Raw genomic sequence first — 20,970 nt, 5'->3', positions numbered from 1 at the left:
ATGGCACGCACCGCGCCCGGATTGACAGAACGCTTTGAAGCCAAATTCATCCCGGAAGCTTTGACAGGCTGCTGGCTGTGGACGGGCGCGCTTTCGAGACTGGGGTACGGCAACTTCTGGAACGGTGAGCGGGTGGATTGCGCGCATCGCGTTTCGTACGGGTTGTATCGTGGCCCAGTGGGAGAAAAGAAAGTTCTCCACCGCTGTGACAACCCGGCTTGCGTAAACCCACACCATCTGTTTTTGGGAACGATGTCTGACAACACGCAAGACATGGTTCGCAAGGGCCGCAACTTCGTGCCGCGTGAACAAAACTCTCGCCTGACGGCAGAGCAGGTAAAACGAATCCGGGCAGCTGCGGACACGGCAGAACTGCGTGCGTTGGCCGAGCAATTCGGCATCACCTATAGCGGTGCGTACAAAATCCGCCGCGGCGATCGTTGGGGGCACGTTTGATGGCTGAAGCTGATACCCCCAAAACCAAAGACGCTGACGCGGAACTCGCCACCGAGTTGATGCGTGAGTTCGGCCAGATTTCCGGTCGCCGCGGCATCTGGGAACGACACTGGGAGACGGTGGCGCAGAAGGTGCTGCCCTACTACAGCACGACGTTCTACAGCCAGGGCAACATGGTGCCCGGCCAGCAACGTGGCCAGGAGCAGTTCGACGTCACGGCCAACGCCGCCTTGTGGAAGTTCGCGGCGGCCATGGAGTCGATGCTGACGCCGGCCAACAGCCAGTGGCACCGCCTGCGTCCGCTGGATCAGGACCTGATGAAGAACCGCGACATCGCGCTGTGGTTCGATCAGGTCAACGATCTGCTGTTCCGCTACCGCTACAGCGCCCACTCGGGTTACCATGCGCAGCAGCACGATGGCTACGTGAGCATCGGAGCCTTCGGCACCAGCTGCCTGTTCATCGACGAATTCAACGACCCGACCCGGCCCAACGTCAAGGGCCTGCGCTACCGCAACGTCCACCTGGGCGAGTTGTTCTTTGCGACCAACTTCCAGGGCCAGGTGGACAAGGTGTACCGCCGGTTCAAGATGACGCTGCGGCAGATCGCCCAGAAATGGGGCGAGGACAAGCTGCCCTACAACTACAACTCGATCCTGAAGAACGATCCGGAACGGGAAGTGTTTGTCATCCACGTGGTCAAACCCAACCCGGATTTCCAGCCGGGGCGTGTGGACGCCAAGGGCAAGCGCTTCGTCAGCTACTACCTGCTCAAGGATACGCAGACGCTGTTGCACCGCGGCGCATATCGCTGCTTCCCGTATGCCACCGCGCGCTACATCACCGCGCCGGGTGAAATCTATGGCCGCAGCCCGGCGATGAACGTGCTGCCGGCGATCCAGACGCTCAACGAAGAGAAGAAGATTCTCATCAAGCAGGGCCACCGCGTGGTGGACCCGGTGCTGCTGGCGGCCGACGATGGCGCGCTCGATGCGTTCAGCTTGAAGCCTGGCGCCGTGAACTATGGCGGGGTCAACTCGCAGGGCCAGAAGCTGGTGCACACGCTCGACACGGGCAATGTGGCGATCGGCAAGGAACTGCTGGACGATGAGCGCCAGGCGATCAACGACGCGTTCCTGGTGACGCTCTTCCAGATTCTGGTGGAGACGCCCCAGATGACGGCCACCGAAGTGCTGGAGCGGGCGCGCGAAAAGGGCGCGCTCCTGAGTCCGACCATGGGCCGTTTCCAGTCCGAGTCGATCGGCCCGATGATCGAGCGCGAGTTCGACCTGCTGATGTGGCAGGGTTTGCTGCCGCCGCCGCCGCGCGAACTGGTGGAAGCCGGCGCCGAGTATCAGGTGGAATACGATGCGCCGCTGAACCGCGCCATGCGCGCCGAGTCGGCGTCCGGCATCATGCGCACATTTCAATGGGCGGCCGAGATGGCGGCCCAAACCCAGGACCCGTCCATCATGGACTGGTTCGATACCGACCAGATCATCCCGGAGTTGGCGGACGTGAACGGCGCGCCGTTCCGCTGGCTGCGTAGCCCGGACGACGTGATGGCGCGCCGCCAGTCGCGCGAGCAGCAGAACCAGGCGGCGCAGGTCACGCAGGCGCTCCCCGGCATGGCCGCAATGATGAAGGCCGCCGCGCCCCAAGGCACCACACCCACGGAGGGTCAACCAGGATGAGAAACCTCGCACTGACGATTGGCTACACGGTGATGGCTGCCGGCGGCATCGCCGTGCTTGCGCTGATCCTGAAAGGCGCTGTGCAGCTGTGGCGCGACGCGATCACCGCTGTCAAAGCCGCGCCTGACGAGTTGAAATGAGCCTGCTCGAACGCGCCAAGCAGTATCTGTTCCGCCGGCGCACGGCGTACGTCAAGACATTCCTGAACCCGTACGGCGATGAAGTGCTGCGCGACTTGGCGCGCTTCTGCCGTGCGCACAGCTCTACGTTTCACGTTGACGCCAGAGCGCACGCAGTAGCAGAAGGACGTAGAGAAGTGTTTCTTCGTATAATGCATCACGTCAACATGTCTGAAGAGGACCTGTGGCGTTTATACGGAGATAGCAATGCCAATAGCAGACCAGGAAGCACGAGCTGAATATAACCGCCAGTATCGAAGCCAGTCGGATGTAAAGGCAAGAGACAACGCAAATGCGCGAGTCCGATATCAAAACGGCGGAAAAGAACGCAAGAAAATTTACGACGCTGCTAGACGAAAGACGCCGGAGTATATAGCGCAGCGAACCGCTTACATGGCGGCCAGGCGCAAATCTCGTTGGGCGAAAGTAAAGTTGGCTGAGTTGCGCTGTAGAGCAGCAAAGCAAGGGGTGCCTTTCGATTTAGTGGAAGCCGACCTTGTGCTACCAGATAAGTGCCCAGTGCTGGGCGTGCCGTTGGAAATTGGGACGGGGAAACAAAGCGAGCGTAGCCCGTCAGTGGACCGTATCACCCCGGCATTGGGTTACGTAAAAGGCAACGTTGTGGTGGTAAGCAATCGAGTGAATTCATTGAAACGCGACGCGACTGTTGCAGAGCTGCTCGCTATCGCGCGTTTTTACTTCTCTGCATCAGGAACCTGAAGAATGACCGATACCGCAACCCCCGCCGCTGGCGGACAAGGTGCTGCCCCCGATGGCGGCACGTCTGCCGCCCTCGCTACACCCGCGCCTGCTCCGGCGGCTCCCGCCACCGCGCCCGCTGGCCCGGCGATCCCGTGGCTGCCGAGCGCCGACGACACGACGGTCGGCTATCTGCAGAACAAGGGCTGGACCGAGCCGGCTCAGGTGCTCGATGGCTACCGCAACCTGGAGAAGCTGCTGGGCGCGGACAAAGCCGGCAACGCCGTCATCCTGCCCAAGTCCGATGCGACGCCGGAAGAACTCGGCAAGTTCTACGACCGTCTGGGTCGCCCGGCGGACGCAGCGGGTTACAAGGTGGACGTGCCGGAAGGCATCGGCAGCAAGGAATTCGCGCAGGCTGCTGCGTCCAAATTCCATGAGCTGGGCCTGACGCAGAAGCAGGGCGAGCAGCTGGCAGCATGGTGGAACGAACAGGCCACGGGCGCCGTGAGTGCGCAGCAGGCGACGGCGCAGGAGAAGTTCTCGGCGGACGACATGGCGCTCAAGCAGGACTGGGGCGCAGCCTATACGCAGAACCTGAACCAGGCGCAAGCCGCGGTGCGCGGGCTCGGCGTCACGCCCGAGCAGATCGACGCGCTGTCGCAGTCGATGGGCCACAAGGCCACGATGGAGTTCTTCCAGAAGATCGGTTCGCGTATGGGCGAAGACAGCTTCGTCACGGGCGACAAGACCGAGCGCTTCGGTAGCGCGCTCACGCCGGGCCAAGCCAAGGCGGAAATCGGGCTGCTGCGTGCGGACAAGAACTTCGTGGCGCGTCTGATGAACAAGGACGCCGAAGCCACTGCGAAGTGGAACCAGTTGCACCAATACGCCTACCCTTCGGAGAACTGACATGGCCATCAAGGAATTTTCCCGCTTGGACGGGTTTGCCAACAACCCGCAGAACTACCTGCTGGATTGGGCCCGTCGCACCGGCAACGTGGCGAACATGGCCAACTATACCGTCGAAGTCCGCCAGGACGACAGCACGGGGTTCGTCTACGGCTACATCCACGATGTGGCGGATGCCCCGGCCAGCGTCGATCCGGCAACGCCGGCGCCGATCGATCTGGCGCCTGGCGATCCGATCGTCGCCATCGAGAACCAGGAAGCGACATGACCGACGCAGAAATCCGTCTGCGCTGCCTGGAATTGGCCATGGAGCAGGCCAAACGCGAGGGCTTGCATTCTGATCGGAATGCTATTGCGGATATCGCAACGCAGTTCTACAATCGCATCGTGATTGATCCGGCTACGCCGCCTGAGCCTGAAAAGGCGCAAGGCAAGCGCGGCCGGACCGCAGCGGACAAGTCACCGGAAATCTTCAAGTGACCCTGCAGCGGTAATCAGCAGCACAACTTGGCCCCTCCGTGCCGAGGACAAGCCGGGAGTCAGTGGCGCCTGAAAGGCCACCGCTTTCGATTTGAACTCGACTTGGAGGGGCCAAAATGTCCCAGTTTGTTACGACCGCCTTCGTACAGCAGTACAGCACCAACATTGCGATGCTGCTGCAACAGCAAGGCTCCCGCCTGCGCGGCGCTGTCATGGAGCACGGTTTCGTCGGCAAGGCCGCGACCGTGGTTGAACAGTTCGGTGCGGTGACCCCGGTGAAGAACCTGGCTCGCCACTCGGACACGCCGCTCATCTCCACCCCGCAAGACCGCCGCTGGGTCTACCCGACCGACTACGATTGGGCCGACCTGATCGACAGCCAGGACAAGCTGCGCATGCTGATCGACCCGACCGGGCCGTACACGCAAGCCGGCGTCATGGCCATGGGCCGCGCGATGGACGACGAAATCATCAACGGTTTCTTCGGCACCAACAACACCGGCGAAAACGGCACGACCGCCGTGACGTTCCCGTCCGGTCAGATCGTGGCAGCCAACGTGGGCGCTTCGGCCAACACGGGCTTGAACGTGGCCAAGCTGCGTGCTGCCAAGAAGCTGCTGATGCAGGCCGAAGTCGATATCGACAACGACCAGCTGTTCGTGGCCATCACCGCGCAACAGCACGACAACCTGCTCAACGAAGTGCAGGCGATCAGCCTCGACTACACCGACCGTCCGGTGCTGGTGGAAGGCCGCATCCGCTCCTTCATGGGCTTCAACTTCATCCACTCGGAACGCATCCCGGGCGGCCCGTCGTACGCTGGCTCGATCAGCACCGGCGGTCTGTACTACGTGCCGTGTTGGGCCAAGTCGGGCCTGGCGCTGGGCATGTGGAACGACGTGCAGGCGTCGGTGGACAAGCGTCCGGACAAGCGCAACTCGTGGCAGGTCTACGTGACTGCAACGGTCGGTGCCTGCCGCACCGAAGAAAAGCGCTGCGTCCAGATCAACTGCGCATAAGGAGCCGACGACATGGCACAGACTTTCTCCAATGAAATGTCGGGCGTCTCCAGCACGCCTGTCATCAAGCCGCAAGCCACCGCCGGTTATGGCGCACGCGAGCGTGTGTTCCGCGCAACCATCACGCTGGCGTCGCAAGCATCGGGCGACACGATCGTCATCTGCGACCTGCCCGCCGGTTATCTGTTTGCCGGCGCGCAGATCACGACGAGCGTGACGCTTGGCACTGCGACGCTCTCGATGGGCGATGCATCGAGCGCCACGGCGTTCATGGCGGCCACCACGTTCACGACCGCGAACGTGCCGGTGCCGGTGGGTAGCGCCGCTGCGCTGGCTGCGGCTGCACTGACCGCAACCGACCGCATCTTCCTGACGGTCGGCACGGCAGCACTCCCGGCGTCCGGTACGCTGGTTGTGCAAGTGTTCGCCACCCTGCCGAACTGATCGGCGCCAGGGGCTGCGGTTCGCCGCGGCCCCGTCCTCTTTTTAGGAGCTGGCAATGGCCACCTACTTCTACGGCGTCAACGTCGGCGACAACGAGTACCAGGCCGCGGTCAGTTCGACCACGACCGGCAAGGACGTTGAAGTCGTCGTGAACACGTCGGCCAACGTGCCGTCGCGCGAAGACCTCCTGCTGGCAGTCGAGAAGCTGGAGAACTTCATCACCCGTCTCGGTTACGCGCCGCTGTAAGCCATGGCACGCGCGGACTCGCTCTCATACCCGCTGCTGGCCAACGCCAGCGCAACGGGCCCGCAGGTCCAGATTCGTGGCGGCATTTATTGCCTGACCGTGAACGGCACGCTGACGGGCGCGACGCTGCAGCTGCAGATGCTGCAGCCCGATGGCGTCACGTGGTCGCCGGTCAGCGACGTGTCGGTGCCGGCAACGCCACTGCAGATCACGGCGGCGCCCGGTACGCTGACGCGCATCTACCTGCCGGCCGGCAGCGTGCGCCTGGCGCTGACTGCAGGCACGATTTCCGCCACCAACGCGTGGCTGGTCGGGATCGGCTGATAGCTCATGGCCGGCCAGTCTCAGACCGACGTCTGCAACAGCGCGCTCCAGCGCGTTGGTGCAGCACGCATCATGGACATCACGGACAACTCGCGCGAGGCGCGGGTGTGCGCGGTGGCCTACGACTCGAACCGGCGTTCGGAGTTGATGAAGTACCGGTGGAAGTTCGCCACCAAGCGCGCCGTGCTCGCGCCCGACGTTACGCCGCCGGCTTTCGAGTTTCAGTACGCATACACCCTGCCGGCCGATTGCCTGCGTGTGTTGCTGCCGACTGACCCCTATCTGGACTGGTCGGTGGAGAGCGGCAAGATTCTGACGAACACGATGCAGTCGCCGTACCTGGGCGCCAACGCGAACGGTTCGGTGGCGCCCGGCTCGCCGGCGCTGTACCTGCGCTACATCTCAGATATCACGGACGCTTCGCAGTTCGACGCGATCTTCTACGACATGCTGGCGATCGCGCTGGGCATCGACATCTGCGAAGCGCTCACGCAGTCGAACCAGAAAAAGAGTGATCTGCAGGCCGAGTACAAGGACGCGCTGGCCGAAGCCAAGCGCATGAACGCGTTCGAGACGATTCCAACCGATCCACCGGATGACAGCTTCTGGCTGGTCCGGTACTCCTGACCATGCCGCGCGCAACCTGGACACAAACAAACTTCAACGGCGGCGAATGGTCGCCGTTGACGTATGGGCGCATCGACATCACCAAGTACAAGAACGCGCTGGCGCTGTGCCAGAACTACGTCACGCAGCTGCAGGGCGGGCTGACCCGTCGCCCAGGTACGCGCTACGTGGCCGCCACGAAGTACGGCGGCGCCAGTCCGGCCCGCCTGCAGCGGTTTGAGTTTTCGATCACGCAGGCGTATGTGCTGGAATTCGGCAATAGCTATCTACGGTTCTATACCAACGATGGGCAGTTGTTGAGCGGCGGCGTGCCGTACGAAATTTCTACGCCGTATAACAGCACAGAGCTGTTCGATCTGTCATTCGCGCAGTCCGCCGATACGCTGTATATCGCGCATCCGAATCACCCGCCGATGAAGCTGCAACGCTTTGGCGCGACCAACTGGGTGTTATCCACGATCAATTTCCTGGACGGCCCGTACTTGCCCATCAACATCACCAGCACGACGCTGACGCCGAGCGGCAGCACAGGAGCGGTGACGGTTACGGCGAGCTCCACCGCAGGCATTAACGGTGGCAACGGGTTTTCCTACCAGGACATCGGGCGGCCGCTACGCATCAAGGCGGGTGGCGTGTGGCTGTGGGGAACGATTACCGCCGTCACGAACACAACGACGGTCACCTGGACCGTGGCCGCGCAGACCGGGTCTCAAGTTCCTACGCAAGCGACGGCCACAGCCAACATCTCCGCAGGCAGCGTATTTTCGATCACACTGACCAACGGCGGTAGTGGCTACGGGGCGAGCCCGCCGAGCGTGACTATTTCGGGTGGCGGCGGCAGTGGAGCGGTCGCTTATGCGACCCTGACGAACGGCGTAGTCACTTCGATCACGATGTCCGTTACAGGCACCGGGTACTCCTCGGCGCCGACGGTCACCATTTCCCCGCCGGTGGCAATTGTGCCGTCCACGACGACATTCTGGCGTCTGGGGGTGTGGAGCGTCGGTAATCAATCGATCGGCGGATTGCCGAACTATCCGGCCTGCGTGGTGTTCAACCAGGATCGGTTGATTTGGGCGGGGTCGCCCGCCTACCCCAACCGCATCGATGGATCGAACGTCAGCGACTACGAGAACATGGCGCCCTCGAACATCGACGGCACGATCGTCGATTCCAACGCCATTTCGTTCTCGCTGAACGCCAACACGGTCAACGCGATCCGGTGGATGGTGTCGGATGAATGGGGGCTATTGGTTGGCACTGCTGGCGGCGAATGGGTTGTTTCGCCATCCAATTTGCAGCAGGCCATCACGCCGACCAACATCAACGCCAAGCAGACGACCAGCTACGGCGTGGCGCCGGTACCGGCAGTGCGCGTCGGCAAGTCCACGCTGTTCGTGCAGCGCACGCAGCGCAAACTGCGCGAGATGACATACCAGTTCGTCATCAGCACGTTCCAGGCACCGGACATTTCGCTCATCTCCGAGCACCTGACCAAGACCGGATTCAAGCAGCTGGGTGTTCAGCTTGCGCCGCAGCAGATCGTGTGGATGGTGCGCAACGACGGCGTGCTGATCGGCATGACCTACGACAAGGACCAGGAGGTCGCCGGCTGGCATCAGCACATCATCGGCGGCTACTCCGATGCCGGGCAGACGCAGGCCGCAGTAGTTGAGAGCGTCGCATGCATCCCATCGCCAGACACGACGCGCGACGAAGTGTGGCTGTTGGTGCGCCGCTACGTGAACGGGCAGACCGTGCGCTACGTCGAAGTCATGACCAAGTTCTGGGAAGACGGTGACGATATTCGTAACGGTGTGTTCTTGGATTCGAGCGCAGCGTACAATGGCAGCCCAACGAGTACGATATCGGGGCTGACGTGGTTGGCTGGTCAGACGGTCGGAGTGCTGGGGGATGGCGCTACGCACCCGGATGTCACGGTCAGCAACACGGGAACGGTCGCGTTGCAGCGTCAGGTCAGCATCGCGCAGGTCGGTTTGAAGTACACCAGCGCGGCGAAGACGATGAAGATTGAAGCGGGCAGCGCGGACGGCCCGGCGCAAGGCAAGTACAAGCGCATCCATCGCGCAATTTTCAGGTTCTTTCAAACGGTGGGGCACATCCTGACGGCGAATGCAAACGGCTCGCCGGCGATCCCGGAGCCGTTCCGCGACAGTTCGATGCACATGGATCAGGCGGTTGGCCTATTCAGCGGTGACCAGCGCTACGCCTGGGAGGGCTCGTGGGATTTGGACGGGCAGATTTCGTGGCAACAGACGGACCCGCTGCCGAGCAACATTACAATGCTGGCAGCGCAACTTGAGACACAGGACGGCGGATGATAGTTGTGCCATTCCGGGCAGAGCACCTGCAGCAATTGCAGCTGCAGGACGCGCAGGCGTACTGCGGGCCGCATATCACTGCGGAATACGCCAAGATGCTGGAGGGGCAGTTTTCGTTCACGGCGATGGTTAATGACCGGCCGATCGGCGTCGGCGGCGCAACCGAATTGTGGGAGCACCGCGCGCTACTGTGGTCGCTGGTTGATCGCCGCGCAGGCCCGCACTTCGTCGCCGTCCACCGCGCAGTGCAGCGCTTTTTGGAAACGCTGCCGTACCGCCGGGTGGAAGCGGAAGTAGATGTCGATTTCGAGCCGGGCCACCGTTGGGTTAAGGCTTTGGGGTTCACGCTGGAAGCGCCGCGCATGCGCGCGTTTCGCGTGGACGGGGGTGACAGCGCTTTGTACGCGAGGGTGAAGTAAATGGCAATGGTAGCCGTCGCCGCTACGGCAGCAGCTGCCGCGATCAGCGCGGTGGGCGCCGTGCGTTCAGCGCAGGCGCAGTCCGCTGCTGCCGATTACAACTCCAAGGTGGCCAGCCTGAACGCGCAGGCGGCTACCCAGCAGGGTGAAGCTGCAGCGGAAGCGCAGCAGCGCGATTCGCAGCGCCGAATCGGCACCGCGTTGGCTTCGTACGGCGCGTCCGGCGTGGAAACCGACACAGGTTCTCCGGCAGATGTGCTGTCGCAGAGCGCGCGAGACGCAACGCTCGACAACCTGACGATCAAATACAACGCCAAGATGCGCGCGATGGGGTATCAGATGCAAAGCAATCTGGATAGCGCCAACGCGTCAAACTCGGCTTCTGCCGGCGTGCTGTCCGGGACCGCAGCGCTCCTGTCAGGCGGCAGCAGCGCCTATCGCATGTATTCCGGTGGCGGCGCGACCGGCACACCCTCCTTGGCCTGACCATGCCGCAAATCCCAACATACACCGACCAGCTGACTCCGCAGGGCAGCATCAACGCTGCTGCCAACGGGAGCGACTTCGGCTCGCAAATTGGTCAAGCCACGCAGCAACTCGGCGGCGCGATGGCAACGGCGGCCGAGAACGTCAACCGTGTCGAAGAAGACAAGGCGCGCATTTGGGCGTACGACGCGGCCGGCAAGCAGTACACCACGCTCAAGCAGCAGCTGAACGATCACGTCAATTCGCTGGACCCGAACGACCCGGGGTTCACTGCGAAGGTGGCGAACCTCACCAGCGACTTCGAGAAGCAAGTCAACGACGCCACGCAGAACCTAGTCAATTCCGCGCCGAACCGGATCGGTGCGCGTGTGGTTGCGTCGCACATGGCGACCAATGGCCGCGCGCTTATCAATAGCGCGATGGGCGAGCAGGCGCGCATCACCGGCGAGTACACCGGCCAGCTGGTGCAGGATGGCATCAAGCAGGACCAGGATCAGATCGCCGCGGACCCGAGCAACGACAATTTTAAGCGCATCGTCGATTCGCGTAGCGGCATGCTAGGGAGCCTGAGCACGGTTGACCCCGTGCAAAAGATGAAGTGGCAGGACCGCATGACGCACGCGTTGGCGGTCACGCAGGTGCAGTCTTTGGCCGCCGTCAACCCGCAGGGCTTTCTGTCAATGGTTAACGCCCAGGGCGGCACGCTCACGAAAGGCGGGGTCAAGGGCGCAGTGCCCGGCGGTGGCGGCGCGGACTTCAACTCGATCGTGCAACGCACGCTGAAAGTAGAAGGCGGCTATTCGGCCACCGACGGCAACTCAGGCGCGCCGGTCAACTTCGGCATCAACCAGCGGGCTAACCCCGACATCGATGTCAAGAACCTGACGAAAGATCAAGCGGTGCAGCTGTACAAGTCGCGTTACTGGGATGCGATCGGTGGCGACAGCTTGCCTGCCGGGATTCGCGCAACCGCATTCGATGCAGCCGTCAACCAGGGCGTGCCGTGGACGAAAGCCGCGCTGCAGCAGGCTGGCGGTGATGTGGCCAAGTTCAACCAACTGCGAGAGCAGCGCTATCGCAGCATCGTGGCGAGCGACCCGTCGCAGGGTAAGTACCTGTCGAATTGGCTGTCGCGCATCCCCGGCGATCCAAGCCAGGGCCGCGGCGGGGATGGTGGCGATCTGCCGCAAGTGGCTCCGCTGGACGATCACGCCGTCGCCAACGCTTCACCGGACATCGCAGGGTGGGGCAAGCTGACGTGGGCCGAAAAGGTATCCGCGGTGCGGCAGGCCGAGTCGGCGATGGGCAGTCAGCTTGCGTCGGAGCGCGGCGAGTTGCAGCGCCAGCTGAAAGATGCCGGCGCCTCGCTGCTGGCCGGCAAGGACTATCCAGGCTTGGATGATCCGCGGTTCTCGCAGAACAATCTGGTGCGGGTGTTCGGGCCCGACGAAGGGCGGCGCGCGTCCGACCAGTTGCAGTACGCCAAGCAGGTGGGGGGCTTCATCGGCCAGATGGCCACGATGCCGAATGCGCAGGCGCAAGCGATGCTGCAGACGCTGGCGCCAGAAGGCGGCGATGAGTATGCATCCAAGGCGCCGGTGTTCAAGCAGGCAGTGGAAGCGTACACACGGCTGCAAAAATTGCGCAACGACGACTACATGGCGTGGGCACGGACGCAGCCACGGCTGAACGCGCAGCCCATGGACTTCACCACGCCGCAGGCATTCGGCCGATCGCTGGGCCAGCGCATCGGCGTGGCCAACGCCGGCCGCACGGATTACGGCGCAGACGCACATCTGCTGTCTCAAGACGAGGCGTCGCAGCTTGGTGGAATCGTGAGCAAGCTGCCGCCGCAAGACCAGATGGCTTACCTCAAACAGGTGCGCCAAGCCACGCAGGGTCATGACGACTGGTTCACCGATACGCTGTCGCAGATCGCGCCGAAGAACACGATGCTGGCCGTGGCTGCAGCTACCTCGACGAAACCAGGCCGCGTGCAAACCGCCGGCGGCGCGCAGAGTGGCGATCAGGTCGGACAGTACATCCTGGAGGGCGCGCACATCCTGCAGGGCAAGGATATCGACGACCCGCAAAAAACGGGGCGCCCGCTGCAGATCGATGACAACAAAATCCGCACGATGTTCTGGACATCGCTTGGCGCCAACGCGTTTGCGAGCCCCGATGCGCAGCACAGTAACCAGCTGGCGGCCGACACCTACCAGGCGGTCAAAAACTACCTCGTGGCGGACATGTACCATCGGGGCATGACACCGGACAAACTGAACCAGGACTTGGTGCAAAACGCGATCACTGCTGTTACGGGGGGCTCGGCCAAACAGAACGGCAGCACGTTGTTCATGCCGTGGGGCATGGCCAAGAGTCAGTTTCAAACGCAGTTTCCGTGGGCGCTCGACGCCGCGCTGCAGAAAGGCGGCATCAAGGGCACGAAGCTGGACGCGCCGGACGCCTACCAATACTCCAACGTTGGCGACGGCAAGTACCTTGTCATGACTGGCAACAAGGCGCTGGTCGGTGCGAATGGCCGCTCTGTCATCGTGGACATGAGCCGGCCCCAGGAAGGCGCGGGCGCCGGCCGCGGCTTGGTCGTGCCAGAAACGAATTGGTACGGGGGCCAACGCTGATGGGCCTCGACGTTTTCTCGCCCCTGGAGGGCTACCGTCAAGATGCCATGGGCGCGGCTGATCCGGCTACGGAAATCACGCCGGACGGCCTGTTCTCGAACTTGGGCAGCGCGGTCGGCAAGGGCGTAACTGGTGGCTTGGCTGCGGTCGGCCGCACTGTCAGCGATTTCGCCATGCAGGCCGGTAAGCAGGAAATGATGGAGGGGATGGTTCTCAATCCCCAAGTCACGCAGGAGCAGATTCAGGAGCTGGAAAACCTGAAACCGATTGCGCCCTACGACGATCAGTTGAAGGCGGTGCAGCAGTGGTCGCGCCTCGACCCGCGCACCACCGGCACGGGCGCGATGGTGCTCGGGCAGACGGCCCGCGGCCTGACCATCTTCGGCATGGGTTCGCTGATGGGCGGTGTGCCTGGCGGTGCGGCCACGCTCGGGGTGACGGAAGGCTACAACAACTACCTGGATTTGCGTGACGCGGGCGTGGACGAAAAGACCGCGGGTGAAGCTGCAGCAACAACCGGCGCGATGGCCGCGCTGGGCGCGTACCTGCCGGTCAAGATGACAGGCGCGCTCGCGCGCGGGGCGCTCGGCGCCGCCATGTCCGCCGAAGCGGCCGGCGCTGGCGCAGCGGCGAAGTCGCTCTACACCGTGGCCGGGCTCTCTGCAGCAGCGTCGTCCAGCATCGTCGGCAATGCAGCGTATTCGTCGTTGGTCAATACCGGCTTCGGCATGGCCTCGCGCGCGCTTACCAGCAGCGTGTTGGAAGCTGGCGGCTACCACGAGATGGCGCGCCAATACCGCGCGCTTGACGGCGAAGCGATCGCCGCCGACGCCATCCTTGGTCTGGCGTTCGGCGGCTGGGCGCACGTGGAAGGGAACGCCGCTCGCCGCGCCGCGCCTGATGCGCGGCCGCCCGAGCCGATGGTGGAAAGCGCCTTTGACGTGCGTCGCGAAGAACAGATCAACCGTGGCGCCGCTGGCATCCCATCCGACCCGGTGACGGGTGCGTTGGATCGTGAGTTGCAGGACCGGTCGGTGGCCGAAGTACTGCAGGGCAAGACGCCAGAGATTACGCCGGAGGAAGCCAATCGCGTAGTGAACGGCGCGATCGTGGACCCGGAAAAAGTGCGACTGGCGCAGGATATCGAGAGCGCCGCCAAGGTTGTGCACGGCGACTTGGCCGATCCGACGCCACCTGTCATGCGCCCGGAAACCGCCCAGCGGGAGCGGGTCGAAGTTCCGCCCTCGATGGAGCGCCCTACCGGCGAGCAGACAGGCCCGACGTTCGAACCTTCCACGCAGGCCACGATCGACCAGCTGGCCGCGCGCCACCCCGACATGGACATCGAGTTGCCGGATGGCAGCACGGTCAGGGCATCCGAGTTGCCGCAGAAAATGCAGCAGATGATGGCGCAGGCCGAGAGTGACGCGAAACTGCACGATGTGGCTGTCGCCTGTTTTCTGAGGACCGTATGAAGCAAGAATGCGCTGACGCCATCCAGCAGGCCGCCGGCCGCCAGCTGTCCAAGGCAGAACTCGACGGCATCGAAGAACGCATCCGCGGCGCGCTGCGCGAGTTGTCGATGACGGACGAGGCGAACTTCCTGTCGATGCCGCCGAACGAGCGCTACGCCGCAGCTGCCAATCTGGCCAAGGAGTGGATGCTGCGCGACACGGTGCGCGCGCACGAGCAGGCGCTGACCGAAGCGTCGCGCAAAGCCAAGTTGTTTGCCGATACGGCTGCGGTCAAACCCGGGCTGAAAGGCCAGGTGCACTATCTCAAGAACGAGTTGGTGAACATCGAGCAGCGCACCAACGCCGTGTCCGCCAACTTTTTCCGGCAGCTGCAAGGGCTGCATGAAGCGGATGGCGGCAAGCTGTTCGGCATGTTCCAAGACCCTGCCAAGCAGCGCGATATCGCGCGCGGCCTGTTTGGTGAGCCGACTACGCCGGAAGCCAAGCGCGCCGCCGACAGCATCAAGCAGCTGATGAACACGGTGGCCGAGCGCTTCCAGCGCGCCGGCCTCACGCTGAACAAGCGCGAGGACTACCGCACGCCGCAGCCACAAGACCCGATGAAAGCGTCGTCCGCTGGCAAGGAACAGTGGGTCAACGATCACATGCAATGGGCGGACCGCCGCGCGTACGTGAACGCGGATGGCACCCGCATGAGCGACGATCAGCTGCGCTCGATGCTGGAGGAATCGTGGCGCTCAATCGCCACCGACGGCGCCAACAAGCGCGGCGAGGCACCCCCCTCCGGCGGTTCAGCCCTGGTGGGCGGTAACAAGAACGCACCGCGCCAGTTGTTCTTCAAGAATTCCGACGCGTGGTCGCAGGCGATGCAGAAGTACGGCCGCACCAGCAACATGTACGAACTGCTCGGCGCGCACGTGCGCGGCATGTCCAAGGACATCGCCATGGCCGAGACGTTCGGCCGCCAGGCCGACAAGAACTACAAGCAGGCGCTCGCGCAAGCCTACGAAGCGGACCACGGAACGCTCTCGGGCGAGAAGGATTTCCGCCGACTGGATACGCTGCGCAACAAGACCGAGCGGCTGTTCGATGCCTACGTCAATCCGGAACGCCCGCAGAACGCCGGCGTGGCCAACGCGATGGCCAATCTGCGCGGGCTGATCGCGTCCACTCAACTCGGCTCGTTGTTCGGCGCGCTGCCTGATCTAGCCGGCATCAAGATGGCCGCCAACTACAGCGGCCTGCCTGCCATGCGCGTGTTCCGCAATCTCGTGGACGGCATGGCCGCCGGCGCGGAGAAGAAAGATTTCCTGCACAAGCTGGGCGTGTGGCAGGAAGGTTTCCAGCACATGCAGCATCGCGTGGTAGAAGACGGCCTGAACAACGGCTGGGGCAACTGGCTGAACGAATTGACGCACCGCATGATGGGGCTGAACGCGTTCGACCGTGGCATGCGCTCGGGCATCGGCCGCACCGTGATGGACACGCTGGGCAAGTTCACGCGTGAGCACGATACGCTGGCATCTGCCGAAGGCGAGGCGCGGATGCTGCAGCGCCGCGGCGTGACCGAAGACCACTGGGCCGTGTGGAAGAAAGCCGAACTCGACAAGGGATACAGCGGCAACGAACGGTTGCTCACGCCCCAGGCGATCTACGACATCAAAGACCCCAGCGTCACGCTGCAGATGAAAGACGCGGCGGCAGAAAAGCTGCTGGAGGTTGCGTACGGCGAGATGCAGTATGGCGCGCGTGGCGCGTCGCCATCCACCGTCGAAGACAAGGTAATGCTGGGCACCGACAAATACGTGGCCGGCACGGTGGCAGGCGAACTCAACCGCTTCATGCTGCAGTTCAAGTCAGTGCCGCTGGGGGTATTCCGTCAGCAGTGGGAAGCCGCCAAGACGCTCGACGGCTGGGGCGCGAAGACCGCCTACATGGCCAAGTTCGCCGCGTACTCGATGATGATGGGGGCACTGGCCACCGAGATTAAGGCGCTCATCAACGGACAGAACCCGCGCAACATGAACCCGGACACGCCCGAGGGGCGCAAGTTCTGGATGGAATCGCTGGCAGCCGGCGGCGGCTTGGGCATCTACGGCGATCTGTTCGCCAACGGTCAGACCGCAGCAGGCGCCGGCCTGGAGACGCTGTTCGGCCCGGGCTTCTCGGCCATGTCCGATCTGGTCAAGGAAGCGCGCCAGGCAGTGACGGACGCAGAGAACGGCGAGTCGAAGCACCCGTATGCGCTCAAGGCTGTGCAGTGGGTGCGCCGCAACGCCACGCCGCTCATGAACCTGTGGTACCTGAAAGCCGCGTTCAACCGGCTGGTGTACGACAACATCCAGGACACGCTGGCGCCGGGAACGTCTGACAAGCAGCGCCAGCGCATGGAAATGCGCGGGGCGTCATACTGGTGGGCGCCCGGCGCCAACAGCGAAATGAACACGCCTGACTTGTCAAAGGCATTCGAGTAGTGTTGTGATAATCGAAACCGGTTGCGATAATACCCGGTAGCCCGGCCCCCGCTTCGGACAAGGCCCACGTGACTCAATGAGGACTTGTCCATGACCATCCAGAGCCAGACTACGCGGGTCGATTACACCGGCAATGGCGCCACGACGAACTTCCCGGTGCCGTTCTACTGGCTGCAAGACGCCGACCTGCTGGTCATCCGCACCGACAACGCGTACACGCCGCCCACGGTGGCCACGCTGGCGCTCACCACGGACTACGTGGTGACGGGCTCGGGCAGTCAGTCTGGGGGCTCGATCACAACGACGGTGGCGCCGACCGCCACGCAGAAGCTGTCGATCCTGCGCAACGTGCCGTTCACGCAGCTGACGCACTACGTCCCCAACGATCCGTTCCCGGCGGCCTCGCACGAGCAGGCGTTGGACAAATTGACGATGGAGACGCAGCAGCTCAACGAGGGGCTGTCGCGTTCCATCACGCTGCCGCCGAACGCCACGGGCTTGAGCACCAACCTGCCGCTGCCTGCAGCAAACAACCTGATCGGCTGGAACCAGGCAGCCAATGCGCTGCAAAACGTGGACCCGACCACGATCGCCACGTCGGTGACGTATGGCAACGCCAAAGGCGATTTGTTCAGCGGCAACGGCGCGACCGTCAACTTCAACCTGTCGGCTAACCCCGGCGGCATCAATAACCTGGACGTATCCATCAGCGGTGTCACGCAGCGTCCGGGCATCGACTACACGTGGACGGCGGGCACGACGCTGACGTTCACGACGGCGCCCCCGTCCGGTACGAACAACATTTTGGTGCGTTACACGCAGGCGCTGCCTATCGGGTCGCTTGGCGTTGGGCAGGTTACATCGACAAATCTCGCAGCGGGTGCTGTCGGAAATGCCGCTCTAGCGGCCAACGCCGTAAAAGATGCAAACGTCGATCCTGCTGCAGCCATTCAAGCAACAAAGCTGTCCTTTGGCTTAGGCGCAACAGGGGCCGTTACCCGAGACGTTCAAACACGTCTGCGAGACATGGCGACTCTGTATGATTTTGGCGCAAAAGGGGACGGCGTGACGGATGACACCGCCGCCATTCAAGCGGCTTTGAGTTGGGCGGCAACGAACGGCAAAACGTTGCGAGCTACGTCCGGTGTCTACGTAATGACTGCCGGGGTAAGCGCTACGCTTAACAACGGTACGTCCTTGAACACTGGCGGCAAGCGCTTGCAACTGATTGGCGACGGGCCTGGGAATACGGTTTTCATCTATTCTGGAAGCGCCGGCCCGACGCTGTTCACGTTCACCGGAAACTATTTTGATCGGCTTGTATTGGAGGGCTTTCGAGTACAGCACACCGACCAAGCAAGCGTCACCAGCAACGGGGTTGGCATAAAGATCGTTTCCGCCGTGAACGCTGTTGTCCGAGACGTCAACGTGTTTCGCATGACGACTGGGCTTGCTTGCACAGATATCAATTCGTGCAAATTCGACAACTGCGTATTTAACTACAATAGCGATGGGGTGGTCGCCCGGTTTGGCACAAACACTTACCCGAACGCGCTGTTGTTTAGCGCCTGCTATTTCAATAGCAATTACCAGAACGGATGCGTCATCCAAAACGGCGTGACTGTAACGTTCGACGCTTGCACAGCGGAAGCCAACGGCTTAGACAACAGCGGTAATGTTCAAGCTGGAGCTACCGGTATTGCATTCAGTAATAACGGTATCAACGGCGCGGCGTCGCTGATCGTTCGTGGGTCTTACTTTGAGCACAACGCAGGATCGGCGGATGTGTACGTCTCAGTCGCCGGCACGGGCACGGCCATCTTCGACGGGAATACTTTCAATCGAATAGATAGCGTGCAGTTCGTAACAAATAACGTGGCGGTCGATGCTTCTTCGTTGGCAGCAAATACATCGCCATTCAAGCTGCATTTCAGAGGAAACGGGTTCCTTCGAGCCGGGTCGTACGCGGCAAATTCTGGACGTAGATACGTCAACCTAATTCGCGGGGCTAATTACAATTCTTTCACCGTCTATGACGAAGGGAATGTATATACCGATTCCTCAGAAACCCCTGGCTACGACCCGGTGAAAGACGTTCGGCTGGGGGATATGGGGCAGCTCGTGGCGCAAGCATACGTAACGGGTTCTACCGGCGCGATGTCTAGTAACTCCGGGATTGCTTCCATAGTCCGAAGCGGCACTGGAACTTACAACGTCACTCTTGCGCGTAGCGCTGGCACGCCGATGGTGAATGTAACGTCTGGAAGCCAAGGATGCTATTTCAGCATCACCGGTTTAACCGCGACTTCCTTTAGCGTTATCTTTCTCAATTCTGCTTTGGCGGTCACCGATCCCGCTTTCTTCTTACTTACGGTGTTCCAAGGGGCGTAGCAAACGCTCCATGACAAAAACATGAAACGGGGTCAACCAGTGAGCGAACCGATGGCAACTGATGCCGCTATCCAGGTTCTGACGGAGCGCGTCGGCAATGCTCTCGATGACCTGAAAGAAATGAAGGGTCAGATCAGCGCAGTGCAATCAGCGCTGATCGTGATGGCGACCATGCAAGAGAAGATCAGCCATGTGGACAGCAAAGCGTCCCGCCTGTCTCTGATTGCGGACGACACCAAAGACCAGATCGCCAAGCTGCAGACGGACGTGAAGCATCAGGGCTGGCTGTGGAAGTTGGTAGGCACTGGCCTGTTGGCGTGCCTTGGCGTCATAGGCTGGGCGTCCACGCAGTACCAGAGTTTTTACGACCTAATCACGCGCGTGACAATTCTCGAACGTCTCATGAACGTGGGGCAGAAATGAAATTGATCGAAGACTGGAAAACGTGCCACCGGCTATACAGCCAGCGCGTGAACGCCGCAGGCGCGGCGATCGGCAGCGCGTATGTGATGTTCTATGACCAGCTGCGCGACATGCTACCGGCGCGGCATCTGGCGGTTCTGACCGTTGTGCTTTTCGCAGCCAATTGCGTTGCGCGCATCATCAAGCAGGAGCCGAAGCATGGCCCTCGATCGTAAGAAGAAGTCGCTGGCGGCCGTGATGGGCGCGAGCGCCGCGGCCGCGCTGGTGGCGTTCACTGCGCCACGCGAGGGCGTGTCGCTCACGCCGTACAGCGACCACCTGGCCAACGGCTTGGCGACCGTGTGCTACGGCGAGACGAACGTGCAGATGCGCCGGTACACGCTGCCTGAGTGCAAGCAGATGCTGGCCGACAGCCTGGCCGACTACGCCACCCGCGTGCGCGATATGACGCCGGGGTTTGACAGCCTGACCGATGGCCAGAAGGTGGCCGTGGTGGACTTCGCCTACAACGCCGGGCCCAAGAACTACGAGCGCTCGACGCTGCGTCGGCTGTACATCGCCAAGGATTTTCCGGCGGCGTGCGACGCGTTCCTGCAATGGCGGTTCGTCGCCGGCGGCACGAAGGACTGTTTCAACCCGGCCAACAAATGCCGCGGCATCGCGGAGCGCCGGCGCGCCGCACGCGCCGCGTGCCTTGGAGATACGCCATGACGTTCGACTGGATCAAACTCGGCGGCATCGCTGCCGTGGTGTTCGGGCTGGTGATGGGCGCGATTGGCCTGCACCACCACGTCTACAAGCAAGGGTACGAAGCGGGCGCAGCGGCCGTGCAGAAGCAATTCGACGCTGCAAAAGAAGCGGCTGAGGCGAAGCGCCTGGCCGATGTGGAAGCGGCGCGTGCGGAAGAACAACGACGCGCCCAGGCTCAAGCGGAGATTGCCAATGACGCCACGAAACAAGCTGACGCAGCGCGCGCTGACGCTGCTGCTGCCAACACTGCTGCTGATGGGCTGCGCGCACGAGTCGCCCAACTTGTCGCTGCCGCCCGAGCATCCCGCAATTCCGCCGTTGCCAGCGCAGGCGCGGCAGCCGGCGATCCCCTCGATGTGCTTGCCAACGTGCTCACGCGCGCTGACCGCCGAGCGGGAGACTTGGCGGCTTATGCTGACTCCGCCCGCGTCGCCGGAACAGCCTGCGAGCGCGCCTACGACTCATTGACCGCCGCTAAATAGGGGGG

Annotated in this window: 24 protein-coding genes; all 24 read left to right on the top strand. The window is 62.5% G+C overall.

Annotation, left to right across the window (positions count from 1 at the left end; translation table 11 throughout):
- On the top strand, positions 1 to 456 hold the full coding sequence (locus C1A35_RS34375) for an HNH endonuclease (protein WP_104668709.1): 456 nt from the start codon (positions 1 to 3) through the stop codon (positions 454 to 456).
- Entirely contained in the window at positions 456 to 2,150 is a 1,695-nt protein-coding gene (locus C1A35_RS34370) for a portal protein (protein ID WP_104668708.1), read from the top strand. The genes C1A35_RS34375 and C1A35_RS34370 overlap by 1 nt, the downstream gene beginning before the upstream one ends.
- Positions 2,147 to 2,290 carry a hypothetical protein gene (locus tag C1A35_RS36235; RefSeq protein ID WP_158665256.1) on the top strand — a complete coding sequence of 48 codons (144 nt, stop codon included), beginning with the start codon at positions 2,147 to 2,149 and terminating at the stop codon, positions 2,288 to 2,290. The genes C1A35_RS34370 and C1A35_RS36235 overlap by 4 nt, the downstream gene beginning before the upstream one ends.
- Positions 2,287 to 2,568 (top strand): Bbp19 family protein, encoded by a 282-nt coding sequence (locus tag C1A35_RS36230; RefSeq protein WP_158665255.1) that lies wholly within the window; start codon positions 2,287 to 2,289, stop codon positions 2,566 to 2,568. Before C1A35_RS36235 ends, C1A35_RS36230 begins: the two co-directional genes overlap by 4 nt.
- Complete coding sequence (locus C1A35_RS36225; RefSeq protein ID WP_158665254.1) at positions 2,537 to 3,049, top strand: hypothetical protein; 513 nt, start codon at positions 2,537 to 2,539, stop codon at positions 3,047 to 3,049. Before C1A35_RS36230 ends, C1A35_RS36225 begins: the two co-directional genes overlap by 32 nt.
- A 3-nt stretch (positions 3,050 to 3,052) precedes the next feature.
- Positions 3,053 to 3,940 carry a hypothetical protein gene (locus tag C1A35_RS36495; RefSeq protein WP_199773104.1) on the top strand — a complete coding sequence of 296 codons (888 nt, stop codon included), beginning with the start codon at positions 3,053 to 3,055 and terminating at the stop codon, positions 3,938 to 3,940.
- Between the two features lies 1 nt (position 3,941).
- Positions 3,942 to 4,208, top strand: coding sequence for a hypothetical protein (locus tag C1A35_RS34360; protein WP_104668707.1), 267 nt, complete (start codon positions 3,942 to 3,944; stop codon positions 4,206 to 4,208).
- Entirely contained in the window at positions 4,205 to 4,420 is a 216-nt protein-coding gene (locus C1A35_RS34355) for a hypothetical protein (RefSeq protein WP_104668706.1), read from the top strand. Before C1A35_RS34360 ends, C1A35_RS34355 begins: the two co-directional genes overlap by 4 nt.
- Before the next feature lie 116 nt (positions 4,421 to 4,536).
- Positions 4,537 to 5,439 (top strand): phage capsid protein, encoded by a 903-nt coding sequence (locus C1A35_RS34350; protein ID WP_104668705.1) that lies wholly within the window; start codon positions 4,537 to 4,539, stop codon positions 5,437 to 5,439.
- A gap of 12 nt (positions 5,440 to 5,451) precedes the next feature.
- Entirely contained in the window at positions 5,452 to 5,883 is a 432-nt protein-coding gene (locus C1A35_RS34345; RefSeq protein WP_104668704.1) for a hypothetical protein, read from the top strand.
- Between the two features lie 55 nt (positions 5,884 to 5,938).
- Positions 5,939 to 6,130 carry a hypothetical protein gene (locus C1A35_RS34340; RefSeq protein WP_104668703.1) on the top strand — a complete coding sequence of 64 codons (192 nt, stop codon included), beginning with the start codon at positions 5,939 to 5,941 and terminating at the stop codon, positions 6,128 to 6,130.
- A 3-nt stretch (positions 6,131 to 6,133) separates the two neighbouring features.
- A complete protein-coding gene (locus C1A35_RS34335; protein ID WP_104668702.1) occupies positions 6,134 to 6,454 on the top strand; it encodes a hypothetical protein in 321 nt (106 codons plus the stop codon).
- A 6-nt stretch (positions 6,455 to 6,460) separates the two neighbouring features.
- Positions 6,461 to 7,081: a hypothetical protein gene (locus tag C1A35_RS34330; RefSeq protein WP_104668701.1), complete on the top strand. Its 621-nt coding sequence runs from the start codon at positions 6,461 to 6,463 to the stop codon at positions 7,079 to 7,081.
- A 2-nt stretch (positions 7,082 to 7,083) separates the two neighbouring features.
- Positions 7,084 to 9,423, top strand: a complete 2,340-nt coding sequence (locus tag C1A35_RS34325; RefSeq protein WP_104668700.1) for a hypothetical protein — start codon at positions 7,084 to 7,086, stop codon at positions 9,421 to 9,423.
- Positions 9,420 to 9,842 carry a GNAT family acetyltransferase gene (locus tag C1A35_RS34320; protein ID WP_104668699.1) on the top strand — a complete coding sequence of 141 codons (423 nt, stop codon included), beginning with the start codon at positions 9,420 to 9,422 and terminating at the stop codon, positions 9,840 to 9,842. Before C1A35_RS34325 ends, C1A35_RS34320 begins: the two co-directional genes overlap by 4 nt.
- Positions 9,843 to 10,328 (top strand): hypothetical protein, encoded by a 486-nt coding sequence (locus C1A35_RS34315; RefSeq protein WP_104668698.1) that lies wholly within the window; start codon positions 9,843 to 9,845, stop codon positions 10,326 to 10,328. It begins immediately after the preceding gene.
- Positions 10,329 to 10,330: 2 nt separating this feature from the next.
- Positions 10,331 to 12,970, top strand: a complete 2,640-nt coding sequence (locus C1A35_RS34310; RefSeq protein ID WP_104668697.1) for a glycosyl hydrolase 108 family protein — start codon at positions 10,331 to 10,333, stop codon at positions 12,968 to 12,970.
- The gene (locus C1A35_RS34305; RefSeq protein ID WP_104668696.1) at positions 12,970 to 14,445 is read left to right on the top strand and encodes a hypothetical protein; all 1,476 of its coding nucleotides are present in this window, start codon (positions 12,970 to 12,972) and stop codon (positions 14,443 to 14,445) included. The genes C1A35_RS34310 and C1A35_RS34305 overlap by 1 nt, the downstream gene beginning before the upstream one ends.
- The gene (locus C1A35_RS34300; protein ID WP_104668695.1) at positions 14,442 to 16,919 is read left to right on the top strand and encodes a hypothetical protein; all 2,478 of its coding nucleotides are present in this window, start codon (positions 14,442 to 14,444) and stop codon (positions 16,917 to 16,919) included. The genes C1A35_RS34305 and C1A35_RS34300 overlap by 4 nt, the downstream gene beginning before the upstream one ends.
- Positions 16,920 to 17,009: 90 nt before the next feature.
- Positions 17,010 to 19,310, top strand: a complete 2,301-nt coding sequence (locus tag C1A35_RS34295) for a glycosyl hydrolase family 28-related protein (RefSeq protein ID WP_104668694.1) — start codon at positions 17,010 to 17,012, stop codon at positions 19,308 to 19,310.
- A gap of 39 nt (positions 19,311 to 19,349) precedes the next feature.
- A complete protein-coding gene (locus C1A35_RS34290) occupies positions 19,350 to 19,733 on the top strand; it encodes a hypothetical protein (protein ID WP_158665253.1) in 384 nt (127 codons plus the stop codon).
- Positions 19,734 to 19,735: 2 nt separating this feature from the next.
- A complete protein-coding gene (locus C1A35_RS34285; protein WP_158665252.1) occupies positions 19,736 to 19,948 on the top strand; it encodes a hypothetical protein in 213 nt (70 codons plus the stop codon).
- Complete coding sequence (locus tag C1A35_RS34280; protein WP_104668691.1) at positions 19,932 to 20,444, top strand: glycoside hydrolase family protein; 513 nt, start codon at positions 19,932 to 19,934, stop codon at positions 20,442 to 20,444. Before C1A35_RS34285 ends, C1A35_RS34280 begins: the two co-directional genes overlap by 17 nt.
- On the top strand, positions 20,441 to 20,965 hold the full coding sequence (locus C1A35_RS34275; RefSeq protein WP_199773103.1) for a DUF2514 family protein: 525 nt from the start codon (positions 20,441 to 20,443) through the stop codon (positions 20,963 to 20,965). Before C1A35_RS34280 ends, C1A35_RS34275 begins: the two co-directional genes overlap by 4 nt.
- Positions 20,966 to 20,970: the final 5 nt, after the last annotated feature.

The organism is Ensifer adhaerens, assembly GCF_002940685.1.
GTDB lineage: Bacteria > Pseudomonadota > Alphaproteobacteria > Rhizobiales > Rhizobiaceae > Ensifer > Ensifer adhaerens_E.
The sequence above is the reverse complement of the archived record's forward strand: the minus strand, read 5'-3'. Positions and strand labels throughout refer to the sequence as shown.